Raw genomic sequence first — 24,667 nt, forward strand, 5'->3', positions numbered from 1 at the left:
AGCGCTGGAAGCGGATCAAGGGGTTCAACAAGCTGGAGCTGGTCGTGAACAACGTCCAGTTCAAGGACGGCGAACCCTTGACCGATCAGTCAGACAGGACTGCCGCCTGACCGGCCATACACAGAATTTGACAATAACTCAGCTAGCGAAGGTTCACTACTTAATTCATAGCGACTTTTTCGTGCAAGCAACACCTGCGAGCGGTAAAACTCTACTGGCAGCTGAAATTACACGATGGCTCCTTGAAGAAGAACATATTGATTTTGTTATCTGCTTTGCACCTACCAGAGAAGTGGTGGCTGGCATCCAGCGCACCTTTACTGTTGTATTGAATCAGCGGTTTGGCGATACGCTTGCGTCGGTAGGGGCTGCCTATACCTACCAATCTATGGAATATCACCCTGAGGATTTTTGGGCGTTATTCACAGAATATCGCACCTTGGCCATTTTTGATGAGATACATCACTGTGCAGGCCATGATCCGCTCCTCAGCAACACGTGGGGCCAGCAGATAATTCAGCGTATCCAAAATGCGGCTACCTACACATTAGGGTTGTCAGGAACGCCTTGGCGTTCAGATGAATTACCTATCGCATTAGCTCGCTACAGCGATCCAGAAGGCAAGCTCATCTGCGATTACCGTTATGACCTGAAATCCGCTATTAAAGACGCCGTATGTCGCTCGCCACGAATTACGCTTATCGATAACCCATTGATCCGCTTGACCGAAGAGGACGAGAGTACAGCATCGGTAAAAGCGTTTTCCTCATTTCAACAGTTGCTCAGTGAATCGCCAATCAGCTACGAAGACCTGTTGCGACACGACGATATCCTGAATGCGGTGCTAGACCTAAGCATTGACCGACTTAACCAAGAACGGAACAGTGTGCCTAATGCTGGCGGTCTAGTAGTGGCTACTGACATTGAGCATGCCCATCAGATCGCCGAGCTTTTGCGCCACAAAGGTCAAAGCTATGTAGTGGTGACTAGCCGAATACCGAAGGCGCATCAGCTAATTGACCAATACCGATATAACAGTACGCGCTGGATTGTTGCGGTAAGCATGATTTCCGAAGGAACAGATATTCAACGATTATGCGTATGTGCGTACCTAAGCAGGATTCGCACGGAGCTGCATTACAGGCAGGTTTTAGGCCGTATTTTACGCAAAATGGGCGACTCAGATGATAAAGCGTGGCTCTATGTGATCGCCGAGCCGCTACTGCGCAAATATTCGCAGCGAATTGCTGACGATCTTCCCGAAGACCAGGCAATGCTTCAAAACCAAAAGCTAAACCTACGATTAGAGAAAGCGCGTTCCAGTCATATGCACGGCACTGATGAGAGTGGGTCAGCTGCAGACAATGGCCAACCGTTATCTACAAAAAACATTAATGAGCGTGAGATGCTGTCTCTTGAGCCTCCATTACTAACGCTAAGCTTCTCAGAATATTACCGCCAGCATCTTTTGTCTCTTATATAGACTCAGCCTCTGCAAGATTTATGGGTCAAAAAGTGTACCTTTTGACCCCCTTCTATTATCTTTGAATTCAAATAGGTCATAAGTGTCTCTTTTGGTTATGGCCTAGGTTCAAAAAAAACCCACCTTATGATCCAAAATTGAGGATGCAGCTCAATGGCAACGATCGGCTATCTCCGAGTCAGCTCAAATGATCGAAGCACTCACTCCTGCCTTCGCTAGAGCCACGGAACAGCACGCCACGGGGCACGACAACCGCCATGCGGCCCGTCTTGGGCTTCATCGTCTCGATCATGTACAGAATGAAGACGTAATCACCTTGGTATTGGGCAGCAAGCCACGGCGGAACCGGGCATAAGGGTCGCTCTCGGCGCCCTCAACACCCCACTTCTCCAACGAGAACGGCGGATTAGCTACCACAATATCGAAGTGCTTCAAACCGCCGTATTCAACCAGCAGATTGGGGTTGCATAGCAAAGCATCTGCGCTTCATTTAGTATTCGCCAACAAAAACGGATATGATCAAGGAAACCTCTTTAGTGCATCTCTCAACTGGCGCTCGTTACATGCTGCTGTCAGCACTCGGCTTCGCGCTAATGACTGCATGTGTCAAAAGTGCTGCAGATCGCGGCATTCCAGTACTCGAAATCGTTGCGTTCCGAGCTGTCATCTCTCTTGTGTTGAGCTACTTGGACATAAAGCGCAAACGCTTGTCTGTCTGGGGCAACAACAAACCCTTGCTAATTGCTAGGGGTACGGTCGGTGCACTCACTCTTATATGCGTGTATTACGCAGTATCCACGCTATCATTAGCAGAAGCCACAGTTCTACAATATACGTACCCTGCGTTTACCGCCTTGATTGCCTTATGGTTCCTTAAGGAGCGTATTCAGATCGCGACGGTGCTTTGTATTGGCATGAGTATCGTTGGTGTGATCGCAATGATGCAGCCCAACCTTCGAGACGGGCTACTCACAGGCACCCCCCCTCTTAGCATCTTAGCAGCCTTAATTGGCGCCTTGGGCAGTGCATTGGCCTATGTGATGGTGCGGCAACTGAGTCGAACTGATGATTCTAGTGTAATCATATTTTACTTCCCTTTGATTGCCTTTCCTGTTTCGGTCGTACTCTTAGGTGACAGCTTTGTAACACCCAGCTTGGAAGAACTGGCCTTGCTCATTTTGGTTGGCATATTCACACAGGTCGGTCAAATTGGACTAACTAAAGCGATGGCTGCAGAACAGGCTGGCAAGGTAACAGCCTACGCCTATGTCCAGGTCGTTTTCTCCGCAATACTGGGCTGGAGCATCTTTTCTGAAGTCCCTACTGTATGGACGATTGCTGGAGGCGTGCTCATCATTTCCGGGGCACTTTTAAACACCCTCTGCAAGCGCTAGGCAACCTCATTTATTTGACAAATTTCCGCAATAACCTTGTCAATGTGTCAAATATAACACCCAATTTATGCTGTCAAAGAAAATAAACACCTGACACCCAAAAACCTAGAGAATTCGGGGCATCCATAAGAAGTGTCAATCTTTCCAACCTTAGTGTGCCTGTATGGGCACCACCGGACTGGTCGCCCAGGCCATAGGGCGCGAGTCGCCTAGTGACGTGCGCAACTTGCTAGGCCAGTCGCTGATCATGGCAGGTGTCATCGGCACACTATTAATCGTGTTTGGCACACCGCTCATCTCGCTTGGCCTATGGCTACTAGATGGCAGCGTACAGGCCACGCCGCTGGCCCGCGAGTATGCCGAGATTCGCCTCTGGTCTGCCCCTGCCGTACTGGCCAACTACGCCATTTTGGGGTGGTTTTTAGGGCAGCAGAACTCCCGCGTCACGCTGATGATTCTAGTACTGACCAACAGCGTCAATATCGTGCTTGACCTATGGTTCGTGGTGGACTTAGGGATGACCAGTAACGGCGTAGCGCTGGCTAGCGTGCTCGCTGACTACAGCGCGCTGCTGTTCGGTGGCTACTTGGTGCTGCGCCAGCTGGGGCATCTTGAAGGCCACTTTCAACGCCAGCGCCTATTGGCACTGCAGGCCTATTCGGCGTTATTTAGTGTTAATGCGAACCTGTTTGTGCGAACGCTTGGACTACTATTTGCCATGGCGTTTTTTACAGCGCAAGGCGCCCGTCAGGGCGATACCGTGCTCGCCGCCAATGCCGTGCTGCTGCAATTTATTATGCTGACCAGCTACGCGCTGGATGGCTTTGCCCACGCGGCTGAGTCGCTAGTAGGGCGCGCTTACGGGCGTCGCGATTGGCGAGAGTTTGCCGCCACGGTGCGGGCCACGGCACAGTTCTCTTTCTGGACATCCGCTGCGGCGGCGCTGCTTTTTGCCCTGGGTGGTAATCAACTGATCGCCCTACTGACTGGACTGAGCGACGTGCGCGCCACCGCCGCCAGCTATTTGCCGTGGATGGTGGTCATGCCGCTGATTGCCGTCTGGAGCTACCTGCTTGACGGCGTGTTTATCGGCACCACGGCGGTACGCGAGATGCGCAACAGCATTTTTGCGGGCCTCGCGGTCTACCTGCCTAGCTGGTGGCTATGCCAGGGGCTGGGCAATCACGGCCTCTGGCTAGCCTTCACACTTTTTATGCTCACCCGCTCGGCCGTGCTCATTGGCTATTATCGGCACTACCGGCTGACCCGCTGGCGGCCGTCATCCAGCGTTTCTCACCTTTGATTAGCAGCGTTGAACGCCACAACGGGCAGGGCTAGCAAACTGCGCTAACGTAACGTTATGTGTAGAAGCTAAGCACTCTGCGCATTGGCCGTTGAGGGGTGAAAATTGTGCCGCACCGCCGTATATTAGCCGCGCACTTCCTAATAACGAATAAAGTGAGCACTCCATGCTAAAACTCATATCAAAACCAGCAGTTAAGCTGGTCGAGCGTTATTTACCAGACCCGTACATCTTCGTTCTCCTGCTAACCCTGATTGCTGCCGTCGCCGCCATCGCGGTAGAGCGCCAAACACCCTTGGCCGTGCTGCGTATGTGGGGCGACGGTTTCTGGGGCTTACTGACCTTCTCGATGCAGATGCTGCTCGTGCTGGTCACCGGCTTCATGCTGGCAAGCTCTCCGCCCGTGAAACGCATTCTGCAAAAAATTGCCGGTACTGCGAAGTCGCCCGGCGGCGCGATTATTCTCGTCACGCTGGTCTCTTTAGCCGCTAGCTGGATCAACTGGGGCTTTGGCCTGGTGGTCGGTGCTCTGTTCGCCAAAGAGCTGGCCCGGCTGATCAAGGTCGATTACCGCCTGTTGGTGGCCAGCGCCTACTCGGGCTTCGTGGTGTGGCACGGCGGCTTGGCCGGTTCGGTGCCGCTGACGATTGCCACCGAAGGCCACTTCTCTGCCGATCAGATCGGTGTCATTGGCACGGGTTCGACCATTTTCGCCTTCTTCAACTTGGCCATTGTGGTGTGTCTCTTTATCGCCGTACCGCTGGTCAACCGTATGATGCTGCCCGATGAAAAAGACAGCGTGTACGTCGATCCCAAACTGCTAGACGACGAGCCAGAGCCCGTAGGCCGCATCACGCGACCTGCCGAAAAGCTCGAAAACAGCATGCCGCTGGCCCTGCTGGTAGGTGTACCTGGCCTGCTGTTCCTGCTCGACCACTTCATTCTGCGCGGCGGCGGCCTGAACCTGAACGTGGTGAATTTCATGTTCCTGTTCCTGGCGATCGTGCTGCACCGCACGCCCCGTAACCTGCTCACTAGCCTGAACGAGGCCATTAAAGGCGGCGCGGGTATCGTGATTCAGTTCCCCTTCTATGCGGGCATTATGGCGATCATGGTGCAGTCGGGCCTTGCACAGAGCATGTCCGAATGGCTGGTCTCGTTTGCAACCGCTAACTCGCTGCCGTTCTGGTCGTTCATTAGCGCCGGTATCGTGAACCTGTTCGTGCCTTCCGGCGGTGGTCAGTGGGCGGTACAAGCGCCGGTCATGCTGCCTGCCGCAGAAGCGCTGGGGGCCGATATTGCCCGCGTGGCCATGGCGGTGGCCTGGGGAGACGCCTGGACTAACCTGCTGCAACCTTTCTGGGCACTGCCAGTACTGGCGATTGCCGGCTTGAAAGCTAAGGACATCATGGGCTTCTGCCTGATCCAGCTGTTGATTACCGGTATTATCATTTCCGTGGGCTTAGTGTGGTTCTAAGCAGCTAAGCACGATGTCAACGCCCGCCCCTGTGGTATCGCCTGGGGGCGGGCATTTTTAATCGTAAGGTGACTTTTATGTCCGACGCCTCTGCTGTACCCAACGCCTCAGACCAGAGCCTTGAACACAGCGCCTTACCGGGCCAGCACGAGCTCTCCATGACGGTCTTGATGACGCCGGATATGGCGAACTTCAGCGGTAAAGTGCACGGCGGTGCTATTCTTAAAAAGCTCGATGAAGTCGCCTACGCCTGCGCCAGCCGCTACTCCGGCCACTATGTGGTGACGCTATCGGTGGATCAAGTGCTGTTCAAACAGCCAATCCATGTGGGCGAGCTGGTGACGTTTCTCGCCAGCGTGAACCATGTGGGGCGCTCCTCCATGGAAATTGGCATTAAGGTAGTGGCCGAGGATATTCGCCAGAAGCTGATTCGCCATACCAATAGCTGTTACCTCACCATGGTAGCCGTGGACGCCAACGGCAAACCTGCCCGGGTGCCGCCCCTGGCGTTGGAGACCCCGCTACAGAAGCTGCGCTTCGAAAAGGCGGCGCTGCGCAAGAAGCTGCGTAAGCAGGCAGAGCGCGAAGAGGAGCTGACCCAGCAGCATCACCAGCAGCGCTAAGCGCTGCTCTACTTTCAACGACAAGGAGTCATCATGCCCATCAGGCAGCGCTATCCCCACCTGCCCAAGGCCGTTGAGTATGCGCACATCGGCTGGGATCTGCTGATCCTCGCCGCCGTTATTATTAACCTTAGCCTGCTGCTGTTTGACTCACTGTTTCTGATTGGCCCGATCAACCAAGCGATTGCCGCTATCGCGCCTGGTTTTCACCGTTTTTACGATACGGCGATTCACAGCCGATTTATTGCCATTGACCTGGTCTTTGTCAGCTTCTTTATTGCCGATGTTCTACTGGGCTGGGCCGTGGCGATTGCCGAGCGGCGCTATCACCGCTGGTTTTTCTATCCCTTCGTACACTGGTACGACGTGCTGGGCTGCATTCCGCTCAGCGGGTTCCGTTGGCTGCGCGTGTTTCGCGTTATAGCGCTCCTGCACCGTTTGCATCGGCTGCGCTTGATTAACGTCACCCACTGGACGATCTATCAGTTCTTCGCTAAGTACTACGATATTCTGCTGGAAGAACTCTCTGACCGTATTGCGCTACGCCTGCTGGGCAATGTTCAGGAGCAGATCGTGGCCAGCGACTCGCTCACCGAGCGCGTCATCGAGCGGGTGATCATGCCGCGTAAAACCCAGCTGATCCATGAAATTGCCGAGCGCTTAGAGGCCACGGCAGGCCGAGCCTATCAGCAAAATCGCCCCGCCATTATGGCGGCCATCGATGACCTGGTGAGCCGCACGCTGCGGGAGAGCCCGGAAATTCGACGGCTGCACCGTTTACCCATGGGGCAAACCGCGTCCAGTGCGATGCAGGCATCCATTAGCAACGTGGCCCAGCGTTTGGTGGATGAAATGGCCCAGGGCATGCACTCCCCCGCCTTCCGCCAGCTCGTGGAGCGCACGGCTGAAAATGGCTTTGACAGCTGGCTAACCGTCGACGACTCCAGCGCAAAAGTGACCGAGCAAGTGCTTTACGACGTACTCGAAATGCTTAAAGAGCAGGTACGCCACCAAGGCTGGAAAGACCGCTACGACTAGCTAGACCGTTGCGGTTGCCAGGGGCGGCTGCTCTAGGCTCGCGCGCACAATGGACAGCGCACGCGTAAGCGCCGCCTGCGTATGGCTGATTTTGCGTTAGCCGCAGCGCAGCGCCTCAATCATGTCGTTGCTTTCCAGATGAATATTGAGCCGGTCGTCACGGAAATCCATGGTCGCGGCAGTGCCGGGGCGCAGCACACGCACCTGACGAGCGCCACTCTGCTCTTCTAGAGTCGCCACGTTGGCCTCATCAAAGGGCGCACCAATGGCATACTGCACGGCGCTGGCATCGCATGCTTGGCTAGTTGGCGCGGTTTGATCAACCGTCGGCGGCTTAGGCGCAGCGGACTCATTGGGCGCGCTGCTACACCCGGCTAGCAGCATCACGGCCAGCGCACTGCCCAGACCTTTTATATGGCGCTGAGTGGTGGTCATCCAAAGCTTTCCTGGCGTCATTGTTTACCTTCCTCCACAAATCCCTGTCTCGATAGCAGTGCGGGCCAGGCATTGCTGCCTAGCCCGCACATTGTACAATAAACCGTTAGACCGAACCTTAACTCGCGGCGTCCTGTACTGCTTGGCCGCCCTCTTCAACGTCTTGTCCTGCCCCTGCAATGGTGTTGCAGCCCGCTAGAGCACCCGCAGTGATGAGCAGATAAAGCTAGTCGCCAGTAGTTTTTTCATGGTGTTCTCCTTAACAAGTCATTCAACATCGGGAAGCTCCGGCGGCAGCCTTACCGCCTGGGAGTGTTTTCAGCGTAACAGGTTTTAATCATTTCGCCTGTTTTCCCTGACATAACCGTTGCCTGCTATGATGCTAGTCTAACCGTTTGGCTTAGGAGCACTCCGTTTGGCAACCTTTGAAATCGATCCACGCTTAGAGGCCGATACCTTTCCCCTCGCCGACCTACCGCTTTGCCGCGCTCTGCTGATGAACGATGCTCGCTACCCTTGGGTGGTGCTAGTGCCCAGAGTAGCATCGGTCAGCGAAGTGTTTGAACTCAGTCAAGAGGAGCAAGCGCAGCTCTGGCAGGAGGCCACTCAACTGGGAGCGGCCATGAAAGAGGCCTTCCAGGGCGACAAGCTCAATATCGCCACGCTGGGCAACGTGGTCAGCCAGCTACATATCCATTTAGTGGTGCGCTATACCGATGACGCCAGCTGGCCCGCGCCGGTGTGGGGCAACGGCACTCCCAAGCCTTATGAGCTCGCCCAGCAGGGGGAGCGACGGGAACAGCTGCTAGCGCAAATTGAGGGGCTGTCGCTTTAAGCTCAACCGCCCAGCATTGAGCCACGCGCGGGCGGCTCGTTGAGTAACGGGCCGCTGGCAGGCTGCGCCGCACCGGCCAGCGCTAAGGAAATTCCCAGCGCAATAATCACGGCCCCACCGGTGAGTGCCGCCCAGCCCGCCGCTTTCTCGACCCGTTGCTGGCTCTGCTTGTGTAGCCGCTTGGTGGCCCACCCTCGGGCTACAATACTCGCCAGGGCCAGTATCGATACGGTAATGCCCGTGCCCAGCGACATCGCCACCACCGACGCGACCCCCACGTAAAATTGGCCCAAAAGGCTTGCGGCACCTAGCATCAAGATCGCTCCGCTGCAGGGGCGCATACCAATCGCCCCGACGGTCATCAAGGCCGTACGCCAATCCAACGCCTGCTCGGGTTCAATATGATGGGCACCGCCACAGCAGTGGCTGTGGTCGTGGCTGTGATCATGCGCATGTACGTGCTCCATGACCGGCTCACTCTGCACGGCATAGGCATGGCGTAGCTGCTTCACCGCCCGCCAGCAGAGCCAAGCCCCTAATAGCGCTACCAGAAAAAAGCTGGCCTGTTCCACCCATACCACGCTGCCCATGGCTTGACGCGTCACCCAGCCCAGCCCGTGTACCAATATCGCCACCATCGCAATGGCCGTCACGCCCTGCAGTAGCGAGGCAGCAAACGAGAGCCCTAGCGCCCGGCGAGTCGCACCGCCATGAGACGCCAAATAGGTGGCCAATACTGCTTTACCATGCCCAGGCCCTGCGGCATGAAACACGCCGTAGGCGAAGCTCACGCCAAGCAGCGTTAGCCACGTGCCGGTGGAAGGCGTTCGTGACAACTCGGTAATCGCCAGGGTCAGGCTGCGGTGTAGTTCTCGCTGCCACGTAAGTAGCTGCAGGCTGGCACCCTGTAAGTTCGCCTGTACCGCCCACACCAGCAGCGCCACGCCTAATAGCACCAGGGCACCAGTGGCCAACTGTCGTCCCGTTAACGGCATTCCCCCTCCGCACAAAAGATATAAAGTAACACTTTATACATGACCAGCCAGTAGGCCGCTAGCGGCAATCCACCCGCCCTGTTTCCGCAAAGTGGCGGCCTAATCCCGGTTCGCCTTCCTCGTCCACGTCTAGTAGTGACGCCTGCAACACCTTCTCCGGATCGGGGTCGGCGGGTAGCACGCTTAGCGTGCAATCGGGTTCGCCGTTGAGAATCAGCGCCTGAGGAGAGGGCTCGTCGCCCTCTTCCTCATGTACCATCTCGATGTAGTACGTGGGGTCAAAGACTTGATACTCCAGCACCTGACCGCTCAAAGGCTGGGGTGAGGTCAGCGGTAAAATAAACATAAACGTTAAACGGCCGTCCCGCTCCAGTGCGGTGTACTCGGTGACCTCGCCAAACGTCTGCGGCTTGTCGCCGATCCGCACCTCGGTAAAGTAGTGCTGAGGAGTCAAGTTATTGCGAATCTCACTGCCCAACTGATCCAGCCCCTGCTCCAGGCTCGTGCCTGGTACCTGCTGCAACTCCTCCATGACGACCAAGCTATAAAAGGGGTCCATTCGCCACGTTTGATGAAGCCCGGTGACTGCACCGTCGTCGTTGGTAATGACCCGCACGCTCATATCGATCCAGCCATGGGGGTGCGCCATGGCTAAATGGCTAGCCAACAGGCTGCCTGCCACCAACGCCTGACAGGTGCGCCGAACCGATACCCGTGGCCATGCTCTTATCACGGTAATTCTCCTAATTTGCGCTGTAACTCCACGAGCCAGGGATCTAGCACATAAGGCGGTATCGGCTGGCTACCGCGCAGTGCTGACACGCTCACTAAGCTGCCTCCTTGTGCATCGCTTACTTGTAGTTGGATGCGATACTCCGGCCAGCGTGCCAGGCTTGCCTCGGCGCGCCCTAAGGTCAAGTCAGCGTGGCGTATCACATAGCCCTGCTCCATCATCAGTGCCACCGCCTCGCGGAAGGTTTGCTCCATTGGCGCGCTATAGCGCAGCTCGCGCGGTTCAAGGGGTTGCGTGGTGGCACAGCCTGCCAGCCACAGCGTGGCGCATAGCGTGAGCGCTACCCATGAGGTATGGCGGAATGGTGTCATGATGCCCCCTGCGGTGTGACGGATGACGAAAAAGCGTCCTGGAAACGGCCACAGAAATCATCGTTACTGGCGCTATAGGACTCTCGCAGGTCGCCCAGGTGGTCAAAGCGGCGAATGTCCCTTGAAATGCGCAGATGGCCATCGCGGGCAAGCAGCGATACCCGCTCTACCTCAACGGGCTGCTGGCCAAACCCTGGGCCGAAAGAGCCACCCACGCCAATCCCTACGCCGCGACCAATACCAAACCCGCCAAACAGGCGGAAGCCGCTGCCGTAGCCATAGTCGTAGTCATAGCGGTCATAGTAGCCGATCAGCTCGCGCTCCCGGGAGGCACTCACTAGCCCAAGCTCCGTATCAGTGGTCTCCAACGAAAACCCCCAGGCTTCCAGCACATCGATGCTTGCCGTCAAAACGCTCAGCGTTTCATCCGGTGCAGACTGGTCGGTGGGAGGGTCGGTGGGAAAGTAACAAGCCGCCGCTGGCGCAGGCTCCGCTTGGGGCAGCCGGTCAGGAACCGTCTGACAACCCGCCAGTGCCAACAGGCAGGTAATGCTAAGGGGTATGGCCTTCATGATAAATCCTCTCGCTACCTTCGTGGCTGGTGTGCCACCAAGCAGCGCGCTAAGCTCGCCAACAGACATTAAAAAGAACGACAACACGCTGAGACAACGTTTTAAGGAGGTTGTGCGATGAAAGTACTGCTTTGCCCTGACAGTTTTAAGGACGCCTTGGATGCCGAAGAGGCCGCCAAGGCCATGGCACAAGGTATTCAACGGGCAGCGCCCAACGCCATCACACAGCTCTGCCCCCTGGCGGATGGCGGCGAAGGCAGCCTTGATGCCTTAATTGCCGCCACCCATGCCGAGCGCCGTACGCTCACGGTGCAAGACGCCCTTGGGCGGCCACGCCAAGCCGCCTGGGGCTGGCTAAGCGAGCAGCGTACCGCGTTTATCGAGCTGGCAGAAGCCAGCGGCCTGCAGCACCTGACCCACGCAGAGCGCAGCGCCCTGCATACCACCACCTTCGGCGTGGGCGAGCTGTTTCTCGCTGCCCTAGATGCAGGCGCCACCCATGCCCTGCTGCTGCTCGGCGGAAGCGCCACCAACGATGCGGGCGCAGGAATGCTGCAAGCATTGGGGGCTACGCTACTGGATGCCCAGGGCCAGCCGCTGCCTCCAGGCGGCGGCGCACTCCAGCAGCTTGCGACCCTGGATCTTTCGACGTTAGACCCGCGCTTGGCCGAATTACGCGTAGAGGCCGCCGTGGATGTGGATAACCCACTGCTAGGCGAACGCGGTGCCAGTGCCGTCTTCGGCCCACAAAAGGGCGCGACAGACGCCGATGTGGCAACGCTAGACCGCGCACTCGGCCACTTTGCCGACCTCACCGCCAAGGCGCTGGGCCGAGACGACCGAGAGCTGCCAGGAGCGGGAGCGGCAGGCGGCATGGGGTTTGCGGCGCACTGCTTTTTGAACGCGACGCTAACGCCAGGCATTGAAATGATCATGCAGCAGGCGAATTTTGCCCAATTACTGAACGATGCAGATTTAGTGATTACCGGCGAGGGCCGCCTAGATGGCCAGAGCTTAGCGGGCAAAACGCCGATTGGTGTCTCACGCGCCGCTAAGCGCCAGGGCAAGCCGGTGATTGTGCTCGCGGGTAGCCTAGGCGATGGCTGGCAAGCCTGCACGGAAGAAGGCGTTACCGCCGCCTTTGCGCTAGCCGATGGCCTAATGACATTAGAACAGGCGCTACCCCGCACGGCAGAGCTTCTGGCAGACCGTTGCGAAAGCATCGCACGCCTGTGGCTTGCAAGCCGCTGAGCGCGACTTTGAGCGGGTCGTGGAGCGAGCCTTGAAGATAAGCCCCTTGAAATGACGCGCCTGCGCCTACACTTCTTTATCCATCAGCGATGAGTCAGCCGTCGCCAGCTCACCGCTCTAATGGTAGGGCGCTATAGCTGCGATGCAAAAAACCTGTTTTGCATCACAAGCACAGCGCCTTAAGCTAGATCAAACGATTTGATGGCCGTACTTTTTCAGCGCGGCTCCAACCATGGAGGAGCACAAATGGATAATATGAACAGCATTGGCCTACACGAAGGCAGCGCCAGCCAGTTAGCCGAGAAACTCAATCACCTGCTGGCCAACTATCAGATTTTTTACATGAATGTGCGTGGCTACCACTGGAACGTGAAGGGCAACGACTTCTTTGAGCTGCATGCCAAGTTTGAAGAGTTCTACACTGACCTGCTGACCAAAGTAGATGAAGTGGCCGAGCGTATTCTCACCCTGGGGCATAAGCCGGTACACGCCTACAGCGATTACGTGAAGCTGTCGCGCATCCAAGAAGACAAAGATGTCCACGATGGCAAGACCTGCGTGCAAGGCGTTCTGGCAGGCTATCAAACGCTGATCGAACTGCAGCGCGAACTGCTGGCGCTAGCGTCTGACGCCGACGACGAAGGCACCGCCGCCCAGGCGGGCGACTACATCCGCGAGCAGGAAAAAACCGTGTGGATGCTCAACGCCTATCTAGGCAAGTAAGTTCGGTGAACAGCCGCGATTAATAACGCTGCGGCTCTTCGTCCCTAATAAAAACGGCACCTTCGCGGTGCCGTTTTTATTGCTCTTTTGCTACTTTAGCATGGCGTTACTTCGCCAGCGCCGCTACCAGATCGCGCAGCATGGCCCAGAACTCCGCCACGGATTCGATCTCCACCCGCTCATCCGGCGAGTGCGCGCCGCGAATCAGCGGGCCAAAGGAAATCATGTCCAAGTGCGGGTATTTGCTGCCCAAAATACCGCACTCTAGCCCTGCATGGATCACTTTCACCTCGGGCTCGTGACCCATCAGCGCCGCGTGGCGCGCCTTGAAGGTGGCCAGTAGCGGGCTATCCGGGTTGGGTGCCCAGCCGGGGTAGCCGTTTTCGACTTTCACCCGTGCGCCCATTAGCCCAAACAGCGCCTGAAAGCGCTCGGCCATCGCTTGGGCAGCGCTATCGTGCAACGAACGCACCAGGGCGCAGAGGTGGAAACGCCCCTGCTCGACGCTTAACACGCCCAGGTTGTTGGAGGTTTCGACTACGCCTGGCACGTCGGCGCTCATGCGCTCGACGCCACACGGGGCGGCATGTAGCGCGGCCAGCAGCATGGCGCTAGCGTCCAGGGTCAGCGGCTCAGCGTCGGCCTGTTCGGCACGGGTGGCGGTCAATACCAAGCCGCTATCGCCACTGCCCAGCTCGGCTTTGAGGGTCACGGCCAGCTTCTCAACGGCCGCCAGGGCGGCGTCCATATCATCGGCGGGCAGTGCTACCTGGGCAAAGGCTTCACGGGGAATGGCGTTGCGCAGCGTGCCGCCCTGGTAGCTCACCAGGCGGGCACCGAAGGCCTCCAGTGCCCACAGCACGCGCACCAGCAGGCGGTTAGCGTTTCCCAAAGGCTTATGGATATCCATGCCCGAGTGGCCGCCTTTCAGGCCGGTGAGCGAGAGAGAAAGGAGTTGCTCGCCCTCCTGCAGGGCAGCGCTGGGCAGTTGAGCGTCAACCACCACATCCGCGCCGCCCGCACAGCCGATATACACCTCGCCACGGTCTTCGCTATCCAAGTTGAGCAGCAGCGAGCCTTCCAACCAATTTTCAGCAAGGTTCAGCGCACCGCCCATGGAGGTCTCTTCCTCCAGGGTGAACAGCGCTTCCAGCGGGCCATGGGTCAGCTCGGGGTCTTCCAGTACGGCCAAAATGGCCGCCACGCCCATGCCATTATCCGCCCCTAGAGTGGTGCCTTCAGCGTAAAGCCATCCCTCTTTGACCACGGTGCGAATGGGGTCACGGGTAAAGTCGTGCTCATGCCCCGAGTTGGCCTGGGCCACCATATCCAGGTGCCCCTGCAGCACGATACCGGGAGCGTCTTCACAGCCGGGCGTTGCGGGCTTGCGAATGCGCAGGTTGCCAAAGGCATCCCGGTCGTGGGTGAGCCCCTGAGCATCGGCCCAGGCTTCTAACGTCGCCACCAAAGCGGCTTCATGGCCGGAGGGGCGTGGCGTGTTACACAGGGTGCGAAAGTGCTGCCATACAAGGCGTGGTTCGAGCGCTGCTAGATGTGCGTTCATGGAAACTCTTCATTATCGATAACGGGCTTACTTTACCGCTCTGGCTCACTGGGGAAAAGCGCGCATGCTTCGATCACCTGCTGTACAGCCTGACGTAAGCGTTGTACGGCCTCTTTTTGAGCCTTAGCGAACGGCTGATTTTGGTAGGCCCAAGCAGCGAGCTGCTGATGCGCCTGCTGGGCCTCACCTAACGGTTGGCGGCTGGCTTCACGCGCCAGCGCCTGCAGCGCCGGGCGAGCCAGGGCGGGGTCGCGGCGGGCATAGGCTACGTCGTGAACAGCCTGATGCTCGGCTGCGCTAAGCGGCTGGCCGGAGAGCGAGGTGAGCAACAGCGCCACCACCGGAGTGGGCAGTGTTGCCAACTCAAACGCCAACAGGCCGGGTAGCGAAGCGGCAAAGCCTGCGGTTAATTCACCGAGCACCGACTGACCCTCTTGGTTGAGCGGTTTGGCGACCATCACGGCGTATTCGCCAGTGGCGGCTTCTCGGGTAATGCCTAAACGCACCGGCACAAACCCCAGCGCCAGCCAAAATTGGAGCAACCCTGCCTCAGCACCAAAAGTAGCCCCATACAGCACAATACCTTGCTGAGCAGCGCTGACCATATCCTCTTCCAACAGCTGCCGCCCCAGCCCTTCGCGACGGCGCTGTGGGTGGGCAGCAATGCGCGCCACCCGCCGCCAGCGGGCGGTTAGCGCCTCACGGCTGCCACAATGGGCCGCCAGCGACTGCGCCAACAAATGCCCCTGAGGTCTGCGCTCGCCTCGCGCTACCTGCTCGGCAAGCGCGGCATCAAAGCCGCCCTCCTCTCGCGTGACCAGTACCGCTTGGGGGCCAACCCCATCGCTGCCTAGCACCATGCGCAGCGACGTGCCGGGGCCATCCAGCAGTTGGCGTAAATCACTCGGCGTGGTGCGGTAGTGGGACTGCACCAGCAGGCCAAACAGCTTTTCCAGCAAAGCCCCCCGCTCCGCTAGCTGCGCTTGGCTAATCACCATGCTGGGAAGCCGCTCGCCCTGGTGTGGCTCTACTTTGGGCAGCGGCGCATCGAGTAAAAGCAGGTGCTGAATGACGGCTTCCAGCGGGTCACCGGCTGACCAGCGTATTGGCGCTTGCAGCGTCAATTCACGCCACTGGGGCGCTTGGCGGTCCAATATATCGCGAAAACGCAGCGCAAAGCCGCGCCCCGAGCCTTCGTAGCCATGCACCGTCGTGGCAAACGCAATGCGCGGAAAAGCCACCAGCCAGCGGGCCAGCAACGACGCCGGAATGGCGGCGGCTTCATCCACCAGCAGCATACTGCCGCTGCCTCCTAGCGTGCCCTGCTCTACCTGTTCCGTCAGTACATCCGGCGGCAAAAAGCGCAGCCGACTGCCGTTGGGAAGCAACACCTCAGCGGGGCCGTGGTGCTGTGCTTCAGGGCACAGCGCCGCCACTCGGCTAAAGACGCTCTCCACTGCGCTAAGCCGAGGGGCCGTAAGCAGAAGCTCTACACCACCGCTTTGCTGCAGTAAGCGCGCGCAGGCTATGCCCAAAGCGGCACTTTTGCCTCGCCCCCGGTCGGCAGTCACCACCAGCGGGCGGCGGCGTTTGAGCTTGACCAGCGCGCTCACTGCGCTGGCTTGGTCTAGAGTGAGACAGTCAGCATCGTTCCAGTGCGCGGCGGCTGCTTGCCGTTTGCTCAACGCGGGTAGCCATAACGCACCACCAACGGGCCAGCGGATCACGGCGTTAGACTCGCCCAACTGACAGGCCAGCCGCGCTAAATAGTGCGCGCTGAGCGCTTCCCACTGCCAAGGGTAATCGGCAAAGCGGGCGTAGTCGGGGTCGGGTTGGCTGCCCCACGTCGCTGGGGTAACCAGCACCAGCAGACCGCCAGCGCTGACAGTGCCCGCTAGTGCGCCTAGGGCATCTGGATCTAACCCTTGGTGGCCGCTGGCATCCAGGATCACCAGCTGATGCTCTGCTCCCAGCCGGGTGCGCGCTTTGCGGCTTGGCAAGCTCGGTGCTACCGGCGCTTGCTGGCCATCCCCTATCCACAGTGGCGCACTCCAGTCGAGTGCTTGCCATAGCGCCAACGCCTGCTGGCGCGCCTGCTCTGGAGCACCGTTAAGCCACACTAACCCCCGCCAGCCGCGCCGCTTTAAACGGCGGGCATAGCTGGCTAACACAGCAGCTTGTTGTGCAACGGCAGTGCCAGCCGGTGAGGTAGGCTCAGCGTGGTGCGGCCTGCCCATGGCAACTCCTTAAAATAAAAATTCTCTTACAACTTTGGTTTAACAAATAGGCGCTTTTCAACGTTTTATCACCATATCCCCCCTGTGGAAGTGCACCCAATAGCATTTTAAAGCGATGTTTTGACTGCCATTTTTCAAATAAAACGGCAACAAAGCCCGCGTTAGCTTCCTTGTATTACTGATATTGCGCTGCAGCGGGGGGTATGTGCTAGCTTAGCGATGCAGCGCAGGATGTTTTACTTTACGTAAACGTTAGCCTGCCCGCTGTACTTTCCTGCTTTCAGGTCATTAACACTAATAACGCTAACCGCCAAAGTACCAGGAAACATACAATGAAAAAGACTACAAAATTCGTATTGACCAGCCTTGCCGCTGGCGTCGCTTTCGCCGCTCTCACCTCCACCGCCCAGGCACAAGAGCAGTGGACCATGACCTCCACCTGGCCGGAGAACCTGGATCTGATCAAGATCGACCAGCACTGGGCAGAGTTGGTTAACCAACTAGCGGGCGACGAAGTTCAAATTAACTTCCGCGCAGGCGGCACCTTGATGCCCGGCACCGAAGTCTTCGACGCCACTGAAACCGGCGCTATCCAAGCCGCAGGTGACTGGCCCGGCTACTGGGCAGGCTTAAACCCAGCGTTCTCGCCGCTGGCCACCACCACCAGTTTGTTCAACGGTGTCGATTATCTGAACTGGATCCAACAGTGGGGCGGTTTTGAGCTCTACCAAGAGATCTATGGCCAGTACAACATGGTTTACCTGCCCTACGGTATTACCAACAATGAATCCGGCTTTATGGGCCGCACGCCCATCGAGAGCATCGCCGACCTAGAAGGCAAGCGCCTGCGTCTTTCTGGCCGTGACCAGGGCCGTGTGCTTGAAGAGTTGGGCGGCTCACAGGTCACACTGGCTGGTGGCGAAGTGTACCAAGCCATTGAGCGTGGCGTGATTGACGCAGGTGAGTTCTCCACCCCTGGCGTTGACTTCAATGCAGGCTTTGCCGAAGTGGCCGACTACTGGGCGACCCCCGGCTGGCACCAGTCAGCGAGCGTGTTCGGCGTTATGATCAACAAAGATTCTTGGGATGCGCTTTCTGAAGAGACGCAAGCCAAGCTGCGTATCGCTGCCGAAGCCACCATGGCGTGGTCACTCTCCTGGTCTGAGCGCGAATCCACCGAAGCGACCCAGAAGTTTATCGACGCGGGCGTGACCATCAACCAGTTCTCTGAAGAGGATCTGGCGCGTATCCAGGAGATCACCAACGAGGTCATCGTACGCGGCGCCTGTGAGAATCCAGACCATGCTAAGGTCTACCACTCCATGATCACCTACCTGCAAGAGTACGCCGCATGGCGTGATGTGACGGCCCCGTTCAACATGAGCCGTACCATGGATAACCTGCCCTCACTGGAAGAGATCGAAGCCTGCCTATAAGGCATTCACTATAAAAGCGTAACATTGCCGCCCCAGCACCTGCCGGGGCGGCCTTAGCTCAGTTGCGGAGATCTTCCATGAATGCGATTGCCAAGGCGATCGATGCGATTAACGAGCTGTTTGGCCGCATTATCGCGCCGTTAATTGCCATCATTACTCTCATAGTGCTTTACGACATTGTGTCGCGCTTTTTTTTCGGCCGCCCAAGCGACTGGGCGTTCGATATTACGAAGATGCTGTTCGGCGCTCACTTTATGCTCATGGCGGCTTACGGGTTGCGTCATCACGCTCACGTTGAGGTGGATGTGGTGAAGCGTTTGCTATCTCGTAAGAAGCAGGCCGTGCTGGATCTCATTGGCTACCTAGTTTTCTTCGTGCCGTTTATTTGGCTGCTGCTGACCTACGGCTGGCGCTTCTTTGAGCGCTCCTTTAGCCGTGGCGAAACCACCTACGGCATGGTCTCGATTCCCGTTTATCCGGTGAAAGGGGTCATCGTAGTGGCCGCCGCGCTGATTTTGCTACAGGCGATTGCCATTGTGCTGCACGCCATTATGCAGCTGCGTGAGGAGACATCCGCATGAGTGCAGAACTACTGACGCTGGTGATGTTTGGCGGGCTGCTGGTCGGGCTGTTTATGGGCCATCCGCTAGCCTTTGTGCTGGGCGGCATGGCGGTCATCGGCGCGTATCTAGGCCCCGGTATTAATACCCTCGGCATTATTATTAATAACGTTTATGGCAACGCCATGGACAACTATGTGCTGGTCGCCATTCCGCTGTTTATTTTGATGGCGCGCTTTCTCAACGACTCCGGCGTGACGGAGAAGATGTTCGACGCCATGCGCCTGCTGCTGGCGAATGTGCGCGGCGGCCTCGCCTTAACCGTCGTGGTTGTTTCGGTATTGCTGGCAGCCACGACCGGTATTGTTGGGGCGTCCATCGCCGTCATGGGGATGATCGCGCTGGTGCCGATGCTGAAGTATGGCTACAACAAAGAGCTCAGCGCGGGCGTGATCATGGCCAGCGGCTGTCTAGGCATTTTGATTCCGCCCAGCATCATGCTGATTTTGATGGCCAGCTACTCGCCTGTGTCGGTGGGTGCGCTGTTTGCCGGGGCGCTGATTCCAGGCCTGCTGCTGGGCGTGATGTACGCGCTTTACGTGGTGCTGATCTGCTGGCTGAAACCCAGCTACGGCCCCAAGGTGCCTAAAGAGGAGCGCGCTGAGGTAAGTACCAAACAGCTGCTGGTGATGCTGGGTAAATACGTCGTGCCGCCGATGTCGCTGATTTTGGGCGTACTGGGCGCACTGTTTACCGGGATCGCCACCGCTACGGAAGCATCCGCGATTGGTGTGTTTATCGCTTTCCTGCTGTTCTTGATCTTTGGCGACCGCAAGCTCTCTACCTGCTACAACACGCTGATCGAAGCGGGTAAAACCACCACCATGGTGATGCTGGTACTGGTAGGGGCAACGGCATTTACCGGCGTGTTCTCCATTGGTGGCGGCATGACTGTGATCAGTGATTTTGTACTCGCCATGCCGGGCGGCACCTTTGGCGCGCTGCTGCTGATGCTGTTCCTGGTCTTTATCCTGGGTATGTTCCTGGATTGGACCGGCATCGTGCTGCTGAGCTTCCCGATTATGCTGCCGATCATTGCTCAGATGGGCGTGGACGTATTGTGGTTCGTGGTCATGGTCGCTGTGGTGCTGCAGACCTCCTTCCTCACACCGCCATTTGGCTATGCCCTGTTCTATCTTAAAGGGGTCGCCCCTCCAGGGGTGGAGATCGTTGATCTGTACAAAGCGGTGGTACCGTTTGTGGCGATCATCATTCTGGCCTGTATCCTGATGTCTATCTTCCCCAGCTTGATTACCGGGCTACCTAGCATGATGGTGGGCTACTAACACATCAGCGGTTAGGCCTGCGCTAAATCCCTCCGCTTTGCGGGGGGATTTTTTTGCCTGCCCGAATGCTGGCTGCACCCTTTTGGCACAGGTGATACTATTTGCAACCGCTATTTTTTCGCATTGATGAGCCATGCTGCCCCTCGTCCAAGGAGACAACGACGTGTCTACGCCTGCCCGCCGGTCACCATCGGCTCTGCTCTCAGGTTTTGCTTCCCGCATCACGCTGTCGCTAAGCCCTTGGTCAATCGCGCTGTTTTTGGTGGCGCTTATTGTGGCGCTGCCTATTTTGGTCGTGCTTGGCCATATCGTGATGCCCACCGAAGGCGTTTGGCAGCACCTGGCCAGCACCGTGCTGCCCCGCTATCTCTCGAATACGTTCTGGTTAGTGCTATGGGTAGGCTTAGGCACCCTGGTGATTGGCACCGGAACGGCGTGGCTGGTGGTGATGTGTCGCTTCCCCGGCAAGCGCCTATTTGAGTGGGCGCTACTGCTGCCGCTGGCGGTGCCGACCTATGTGATTGCTTATGCCTACACCGATTTTCTACAGGTGGCGGGGCCGCTACAAAGCCTGCTGCGGGAGTGGTTTCACTGGCAGGTCGGCGACTACTACTTCCCCAATGTACGCTCGTTGGGGGGCGCTGCCACGCTGATCACCTTCGTGCTTTACCCCTATGTGTACCTGCTGGCCCGCGCTTCCTTCTTAGAGCAGTCGGTGTGCGTCTTGGATGTTGGTCGCACGTTAGGGCGCGGCCCCTGGCGTTTATTTGCCAGCGTGGCGCTGCCGCTGGCGCGCCCAGCGCTGGTGGGTGGCGTGTCGCTGGTGTTGATGGAAACGCTCAATGAGTTTGGCGCGGTGCAGTTTTTTGGGGTGGATACCTTTACCACGGGTATTTACCGCACCTGGTTTGGCCTGGGCGAGCCGATTGCCGCGGCCCAGCTAGCCGCCTGCCTGCTGACCTTCGTGATCGCCTTCGTGCTGCTGGAGCGCTGGTCGCGGGGTAAGCGCCGCTACTTCCACACCACCAACCGCTATCAACAGTTGCCTGAGTACAGGTTGCACGGCTGGCACGCCGTCGGGGCGACGCTGGCCTGCCTGTTACCAATCACCGTTGGCTTCTTGCTGCCCAGCGGTATTCTGCTGGAAATGGCGATGACTACCGGCGACAGCCTATTTGGCACGCGCTTCATCGGCTTTGCCATGAACAGCCTGAGCCTCGCTACGGTGGCAGCGCTGATTGCGGTGGGGCTGGCGGTGCTGCTGAGCTACGGCGTGCGGCTGCACAACTCCCCCAGCGCGCGACTGTTTACCCGCATTGCGGCGATGGGTTACGCCATTCCTGGCTCGGTGGTGGCCGTGGGTATTTTGATTCCGTTTGCCTGGCTGGATAACGCGCTCAACACTTGGCTTCACACCCATTACGATAAGATCATCGGGCTGGTGTTTAGCGGCACGGCGTTCATCTTGATTTACGCCTATGTGGTGCGCTTTTTGGCGGTGTCGTTTAACGCAGTAGAGGCGAGCCTGGGCAAAGTGACGCCAAGCATGGACGCCGCCTCGCGCACCTTAGGGCAAACTGCCGGCGGCACATTGCGGCGCATTCATACGCCACTGATGCGCAGCAGCCTATTGGCCGCGGGCATTCTGGTGTTTGTGGATGTGATGAAGGAGCTGCCCGCCACGATTATTTTGCGGCCGTTTAACTTCGACACGCTGGCGGTGCGCGCTCACAGTTTGGCGTCCGATGAGCGCTTGGCGGAGGCGTCTACTGCATCGCTCACCATTGTGGTGGTGGGGATTCTACCGGTAATTCTACTCAGCTTGGCGATGCGCCGGGCGCGCCCAGGCAGCCAAGCCGAGTAATTAAAACGCGCAACTAACGCGGAAAGACTAACGCGGAAAGATAAATACCTGGGTGTGGTCGAGGTCGATATCAATCGGCTGCCCCTCCTGGGGCAGGAAGACCCCTGGTACCCGTGCGTGCAGGTGCGCTTCTTGGCCATCAGCACCGTGGGCACATAGGTGAATCAAGCTAGTGCGGCCCAGTAGTTTCGCCATCACCACGTGGCTGTGGCTGTGGGTTTCCGCAGGCAGGTCGCGCTCTTTGATACGCAGCGCCTCCGGGCGGATCATCACCTGGGCCTGGCTACCCTCTGGCAGCCAGCTGGCATCTATGTCGCCTACCGGCGTTTGTACCACGCCTCCTTCCACCATCCCTTCAAGCTCGTTCACTTCCCCAAAGAAGGTCACCACAAATGGGTCGACGGGAGCGCAGTAAAGCTCCCGCGGGGTACCCGTTTGGACGATTTTGCCATCGCGCATCAAGGCGATACGGTCGGCCATAAACATCGCTTCTTCCGGGTCGTGAGTCACCAGCAGCGTGGCAGAGCCCAGCTTTTTCAACACGTGCAGCGTATCGTCGCGAATCCGGTCACGCAGCCGAGCGTCCAGGCTGGAGAAGGGTTCATCCAACAGCATTAGCTTGGGCGTAGGTGCCAGAGCTCGGGCCAGCGCCACGCGCTGCTGCTGACCGCCGGAGAGCATATGCGGGTAGGTATCGGCGTAGTCAGCCATGCCAAGCTGGGTTAGTAGCTCCAGCGCACGTTCACGGCGCTGGCTGGAGGGCAGATGCTTTAAGCCGAAAGTGACATTTTCCAACACGCTAAGGTGGGGGAAGAGCGCTGAATCCTGAAACGCCAGCCCGACGTTGCGCTTTTCCGGCGGTACATGGCGTTTGCCGGGGGCGGCAATGGCCTGCCCTTCCAGGCTGACGGTGCCTTCTTGGACCACTTCCAGCCCTGCCGCAATGCGCAGTAGCGTGGTTTTACCGCAGCCGGAAGGGCCAAGCAGGCAGACCACTTCGCCCTGAGCAATGTCGAGATCAATACCTTTAACAACTTTGTTAGCCGCAAACGTATGCTGAACATCGCGTAGCGACAGCGCCGATGCAGGTGCTGCCACCTCAGAAAGGGACACAGTTGCCGTCATTCGTTCACCCATGGTTTGTTCGCCGGGAGAGCGCTGACCGCTCAGCCATTGCGAACACGGTTGAAAGTTATTTGCATTCTATTTTCTATTGGCGTGAGATGCACGTCTAGGCACAAAAAGTGATGCGAGTCATTAGCATTTCGCTTGACGTTCTTCGAACAAGGCGTTTCAATAGCACACGCCGTTAATGCAACTTATTATCATAAACATTCAGGGTATTTGTTATGAAACAAGCACGTCTTACGGCCTCCGTAGCTGCCATCATGGCCGGTTCTGCGTTCGCCAGCAGCGCACTCGCTAATGAAGTCAACATCTACTCCGCACGCCATTACGACTCTGACGAAATTCTCTACCAAGCGTTCACTGAAGAGACAGGCATTGAAGTAAACGTGCTGGAAGGCGATGCCAACCAACTGATGGAGCGTATGCAGCGTGAAGGCGTGGCTAGCCCCGCCGACGTCATGCTGACCGTGGATGCAGGCAATCTGTGGCGCGCCGAGCAAGACGGCATTTTTCAAAGCGTAGACTCTGATGTACTTAACGAGCGTCTGCCGGAATCCATGCGTCACCCAGAAGGCATGTGGTTTGGCTTTAGCCAGCGTGCCCGTGTGATCTACTACAACCGCGAAAACTTCGACCCGAGCCAGATCTCTACTTACGAAGATCTTGCCGACCCGCAGTTTGAAGGCCAAGTATGCATTCGCTCTTCCAACAACATCTACAACCAGTCACTGTTGGCATCGCTGATTGAGCACCACGGCGCAGAGGGTGCGCAAGAGTGGGCTCAAGGCGTTGTGAATAACATGGCCCGCGACCCAGAAGGCGGTGATACCGATCAGATTCTTGGCGTTGCCAGCGGTGAGTGTAACCTCGCCGTCGCCAACCACTACTACTACGTACGCCTGCTGCACTCTGACGATGCCGCCGAGCGTGAAGCCGCGCGCAAAGTGGGCGTGATCTTCCCCAATCAGGATGACCGCGGTACCCACGTGAACGTCGGCGGTGCAGGCCTGGTCGCCAACGCGCAAAACCCGGAAAACGGCATTCGCTTCCTGGAGTTCCTGGCCTCTGACCAAGCGCAGGAAGTGCTGGCCGAGCGTAACTACGAGTTCCCGGTGGTAGAAGGCGTGAAGAAAAACCCAGTGCTGGAGTCTTGGGGCGATTTCGCTAAAGACGACATCAACATCAGCATCCTGGGTGAGAACAACCCGGAAGCGGTACGTATCTTCGACCGCGTCGGCTGGCGTTAAGCGCGACTTGGGCACACGCTTTTGAAGCCGGTGCTTAAGTAACGTACTCAAC

22 protein-coding genes and 2 pseudogenes are annotated in these 24,667 nt (G+C 57.7%); 14 read left to right on the forward strand and 10 right to left on the reverse strand.

The features are described from left to right. Positions 1 to 181: 181 nt before the first annotated feature. Positions 182 to 1,483, forward strand: coding sequence for a DEAD/DEAH box helicase (locus AC13CN_RS14705; protein WP_483053223.1), 1,302 nt, complete (start codon positions 182 to 184; stop codon positions 1,481 to 1,483). Between the two features lie 178 nt (positions 1,484 to 1,661). Here AC13CN_RS14705 and AC13CN_RS14710 read toward each other — a convergent pair. After that, positions 1,662 to 1,957, reverse strand: a pseudogene (locus tag AC13CN_RS14710) (HsdM family class I SAM-dependent methyltransferase). Positions 1,958 to 1,998: 41 nt separating this feature from the next. Between AC13CN_RS14710 and AC13CN_RS14715 the strand changes: the two are divergent. From AC13CN_RS14715 to AC13CN_RS14735, 5 genes are all read left to right on the forward strand, one after another. Further along, positions 1,999 to 2,877 (forward strand): DMT family transporter, encoded by an 879-nt coding sequence (locus AC13CN_RS14715; RefSeq protein ID WP_483053224.1) that lies wholly within the window; start codon positions 1,999 to 2,001, stop codon positions 2,875 to 2,877. Between the two features lie 163 nt (positions 2,878 to 3,040). Further along, positions 3,041 to 4,180 carry an MATE family efflux transporter gene (locus tag AC13CN_RS14720; protein WP_483053225.1) on the forward strand — a complete coding sequence of 380 codons (1,140 nt, stop codon included), beginning with the start codon at positions 3,041 to 3,043 and terminating at the stop codon, positions 4,178 to 4,180. Positions 4,181 to 4,346: 166 nt separating this feature from the next. Beyond that, the gene (locus tag AC13CN_RS14725) at positions 4,347 to 5,657 is read left to right on the forward strand and encodes a short-chain fatty acid transporter (protein WP_273682638.1); all 1,311 of its coding nucleotides are present in this window, start codon (positions 4,347 to 4,349) and stop codon (positions 5,655 to 5,657) included. 77 nt (positions 5,658 to 5,734) lie between these two features. Next, positions 5,735 to 6,280: an acyl-CoA thioesterase gene (locus tag AC13CN_RS14730; protein WP_089675809.1), complete on the forward strand. Its 546-nt coding sequence runs from the start codon at positions 5,735 to 5,737 to the stop codon at positions 6,278 to 6,280. A gap of 33 nt (positions 6,281 to 6,313) precedes the next feature. Beyond that, positions 6,314 to 7,318 carry an ion transporter gene (locus tag AC13CN_RS14735; RefSeq protein ID WP_483053226.1) on the forward strand — a complete coding sequence of 335 codons (1,005 nt, stop codon included), beginning with the start codon at positions 6,314 to 6,316 and terminating at the stop codon, positions 7,316 to 7,318. Positions 7,319 to 7,414: 96 nt separating this feature from the next. On the opposite strand, the gene AC13CN_RS14740 is transcribed toward AC13CN_RS14735, so the two are convergent. Further along, complete coding sequence (locus AC13CN_RS14740) at positions 7,415 to 7,753, reverse strand: I78 family peptidase inhibitor (protein ID WP_172514877.1); 339 nt, start codon at positions 7,751 to 7,753, stop codon at positions 7,415 to 7,417. 118 nt (positions 7,754 to 7,871) lie between these two features. Then, a pseudogene (locus AC13CN_RS14745) lies at positions 7,872 to 8,002 on the reverse strand (entericidin A/B family lipoprotein). Between the two features lie 166 nt (positions 8,003 to 8,168). Here AC13CN_RS14745 and AC13CN_RS14750 point away from each other — a divergent pair. After that, positions 8,169 to 8,588 carry an HIT family protein gene (locus tag AC13CN_RS14750; protein WP_044630150.1) on the forward strand — a complete coding sequence of 140 codons (420 nt, stop codon included), beginning with the start codon at positions 8,169 to 8,171 and terminating at the stop codon, positions 8,586 to 8,588. Between the two features lie 2 nt (positions 8,589 to 8,590). Here the strand turns inward: AC13CN_RS14750 and AC13CN_RS14755 are convergent, their stop codons facing one another. Genes AC13CN_RS14755 through AC13CN_RS14770 form a run of 4 tightly spaced genes read right to left on the reverse strand, consistent with a single transcriptional unit; the run spans position 8,591 to position 11,259 of the window. Continuing rightward, positions 8,591 to 9,583: a nickel/cobalt transporter gene (locus AC13CN_RS14755; RefSeq protein WP_044630149.1), complete on the reverse strand. Its 993-nt coding sequence runs from the start codon at positions 9,581 to 9,583 to the stop codon at positions 8,591 to 8,593. Between the two features lie 58 nt (positions 9,584 to 9,641). After that, on the reverse strand, positions 9,642 to 10,268 hold the full coding sequence (locus AC13CN_RS14760) for a DUF1007 family protein (RefSeq protein ID WP_058577865.1): 627 nt from the start codon (positions 10,266 to 10,268) through the stop codon (positions 9,642 to 9,644). Between the two features lie 44 nt (positions 10,269 to 10,312). Beyond that, positions 10,313 to 10,687: a hypothetical protein gene (locus AC13CN_RS14765; RefSeq protein WP_044630148.1), complete on the reverse strand. Its 375-nt coding sequence runs from the start codon at positions 10,685 to 10,687 to the stop codon at positions 10,313 to 10,315. Then, complete coding sequence (locus AC13CN_RS14770) at positions 10,684 to 11,259, reverse strand: hypothetical protein (protein ID WP_054641561.1); 576 nt, start codon at positions 11,257 to 11,259, stop codon at positions 10,684 to 10,686. The genes AC13CN_RS14765 and AC13CN_RS14770 overlap by 4 nt, the downstream gene beginning before the upstream one ends. A gap of 117 nt (positions 11,260 to 11,376) precedes the next feature. Between AC13CN_RS14770 and AC13CN_RS14775 the strand changes: the two genes are divergently transcribed. After that, complete coding sequence (locus AC13CN_RS14775) at positions 11,377 to 12,510, forward strand: glycerate kinase (RefSeq protein WP_089675075.1); 1,134 nt, start codon at positions 11,377 to 11,379, stop codon at positions 12,508 to 12,510. A gap of 246 nt (positions 12,511 to 12,756) precedes the next feature. Next, positions 12,757 to 13,233: a Dps family protein gene (locus tag AC13CN_RS14780; protein WP_058577861.1), complete on the forward strand. Its 477-nt coding sequence runs from the start codon at positions 12,757 to 12,759 to the stop codon at positions 13,231 to 13,233. A 106-nt stretch (positions 13,234 to 13,339) separates the two neighbouring features. On the opposite strand, the gene AC13CN_RS14785 is transcribed toward AC13CN_RS14780, so the two are convergent. Both AC13CN_RS14785 and AC13CN_RS14790 read right to left on the reverse strand, forming a co-directional pair. Further along, complete coding sequence (locus AC13CN_RS14785) at positions 13,340 to 14,797, reverse strand: aminoacyl-histidine dipeptidase (protein WP_089675073.1); 1,458 nt, start codon at positions 14,795 to 14,797, stop codon at positions 13,340 to 13,342. A 32-nt stretch (positions 14,798 to 14,829) separates the two neighbouring features. Continuing rightward, positions 14,830 to 17,034, reverse strand: coding sequence for a tRNA(Met) cytidine acetyltransferase TmcA (locus tag AC13CN_RS14790; protein WP_483053227.1), 2,205 nt, complete (start codon positions 17,032 to 17,034; stop codon positions 14,830 to 14,832). A 332-nt stretch (positions 17,035 to 17,366) separates the two neighbouring features. Here AC13CN_RS14790 and dctP point away from each other — a divergent pair, with 332 nt between their 5' ends. From dctP to AC13CN_RS14810, 4 genes are all read left to right on the forward strand, one after another. Then, positions 17,367 to 18,470, forward strand: a complete 1,104-nt coding sequence (dctP, locus tag AC13CN_RS14795) for a TRAP transporter substrate-binding protein DctP (protein ID WP_474354928.1) — start codon at positions 17,367 to 17,369, stop codon at positions 18,468 to 18,470. Positions 18,471 to 18,547: 77 nt separating this feature from the next. Further along, positions 18,548 to 19,051: a TRAP transporter small permease subunit gene (locus tag AC13CN_RS14800; protein ID WP_089675070.1), complete on the forward strand. Its 504-nt coding sequence runs from the start codon at positions 18,548 to 18,550 to the stop codon at positions 19,049 to 19,051. Further along, positions 19,048 to 20,376, forward strand: coding sequence for a TRAP transporter large permease (locus AC13CN_RS14805; RefSeq protein WP_062361834.1), 1,329 nt, complete (start codon positions 19,048 to 19,050; stop codon positions 20,374 to 20,376). Before AC13CN_RS14800 ends, AC13CN_RS14805 begins: the two co-directional genes overlap by 4 nt. Before the next feature lie 163 nt (positions 20,377 to 20,539). Continuing rightward, on the forward strand, positions 20,540 to 22,240 hold the full coding sequence (locus AC13CN_RS14810; protein ID WP_062361831.1) for an ABC transporter permease: 1,701 nt from the start codon (positions 20,540 to 20,542) through the stop codon (positions 22,238 to 22,240). 27 nt (positions 22,241 to 22,267) lie between these two features. On the opposite strand, the gene AC13CN_RS14815 is transcribed toward AC13CN_RS14810, so the two are convergent. Beyond that, a complete protein-coding gene (locus tag AC13CN_RS14815) occupies positions 22,268 to 23,365 on the reverse strand; it encodes an ABC transporter ATP-binding protein (RefSeq protein WP_062361828.1) in 1,098 nt (365 codons plus the stop codon). A 224-nt stretch (positions 23,366 to 23,589) separates the two neighbouring features. Between AC13CN_RS14815 and AC13CN_RS14820 the strand changes: the two genes are divergently transcribed. Next, positions 23,590 to 24,615 (forward strand): Fe(3+) ABC transporter substrate-binding protein, encoded by a 1,026-nt coding sequence (locus tag AC13CN_RS14820; protein WP_054641614.1) that lies wholly within the window; start codon positions 23,590 to 23,592, stop codon positions 24,613 to 24,615. The last annotated feature ends 52 nt before the right edge of the window (positions 24,616 to 24,667 follow it).

This window comes from Vreelandella sp. L-25, assembly GCF_056857535.1.

Excerpts from the sequence above, each read along its gene's own strand:
- AC13CN_RS14715 (WP_483053224.1), top strand. The coding sequence starts at position 1,999 with ATGATCAAGGAAACCTCTTTAGTGCATCTCTCAACTGGCGCTCGTTAC.
- AC13CN_RS14720 (WP_483053225.1), top strand. The coding sequence starts at position 3,041 with ATGGGCACCACCGGACTGGTCGCCCAGGCCATAGGGCGCGAGTCGCCT.
- AC13CN_RS14725 (WP_273682638.1), top strand. The coding sequence starts at position 4,347 with ATGCTAAAACTCATATCAAAACCAGCAGTTAAGCTGGTCGAGCGTTAT.
- AC13CN_RS14730 (WP_089675809.1), top strand. The coding sequence starts at position 5,735 with ATGTCCGACGCCTCTGCTGTACCCAACGCCTCAGACCAGAGCCTTGAA.
- AC13CN_RS14735 (WP_483053226.1), top strand. The coding sequence starts at position 6,314 with ATGCCCATCAGGCAGCGCTATCCCCACCTGCCCAAGGCCGTTGAGTAT.
- AC13CN_RS14740 (WP_172514877.1), bottom strand. The coding sequence starts at position 7,753 with ATGACCACCACTCAGCGCCATATAAAAGGTCTGGGCAGTGCGCTGGCC.
- AC13CN_RS14755 (WP_044630149.1), bottom strand. The coding sequence starts at position 9,583 with ATGCCGTTAACGGGACGACAGTTGGCCACTGGTGCCCTGGTGCTATTA.
- AC13CN_RS14765 (WP_044630148.1), bottom strand. The coding sequence starts at position 10,687 with ATGACACCATTCCGCCATACCTCATGGGTAGCGCTCACGCTATGCGCC.
- AC13CN_RS14770 (WP_054641561.1), bottom strand. The coding sequence starts at position 11,259 with ATGAAGGCCATACCCCTTAGCATTACCTGCCTGTTGGCACTGGCGGGT.
- AC13CN_RS14775 (WP_089675075.1), top strand. The coding sequence starts at position 11,377 with ATGAAAGTACTGCTTTGCCCTGACAGTTTTAAGGACGCCTTGGATGCC.
- AC13CN_RS14780 (WP_058577861.1), top strand. The coding sequence starts at position 12,757 with ATGGATAATATGAACAGCATTGGCCTACACGAAGGCAGCGCCAGCCAG.
- AC13CN_RS14785 (WP_089675073.1), bottom strand. The coding sequence starts at position 14,797 with ATGAACGCACATCTAGCAGCGCTCGAACCACGCCTTGTATGGCAGCAC.
- AC13CN_RS14790 (WP_483053227.1), bottom strand. The coding sequence starts at position 17,034 with ATGGGCAGGCCGCACCACGCTGAGCCTACCTCACCGGCTGGCACTGCC.
- dctP (WP_474354928.1), top strand. The coding sequence starts at position 17,367 with ATGAAAAAGACTACAAAATTCGTATTGACCAGCCTTGCCGCTGGCGTC.
- AC13CN_RS14800 (WP_089675070.1), top strand. The coding sequence starts at position 18,548 with ATGAATGCGATTGCCAAGGCGATCGATGCGATTAACGAGCTGTTTGGC.
- AC13CN_RS14805 (WP_062361834.1), top strand. The coding sequence starts at position 19,048 with ATGAGTGCAGAACTACTGACGCTGGTGATGTTTGGCGGGCTGCTGGTC.
- AC13CN_RS14815 (WP_062361828.1), bottom strand. The coding sequence starts at position 23,365 with ATGACGGCAACTGTGTCCCTTTCTGAGGTGGCAGCACCTGCATCGGCG.
- AC13CN_RS14820 (WP_054641614.1), top strand. The coding sequence starts at position 23,590 with ATGAAACAAGCACGTCTTACGGCCTCCGTAGCTGCCATCATGGCCGGT.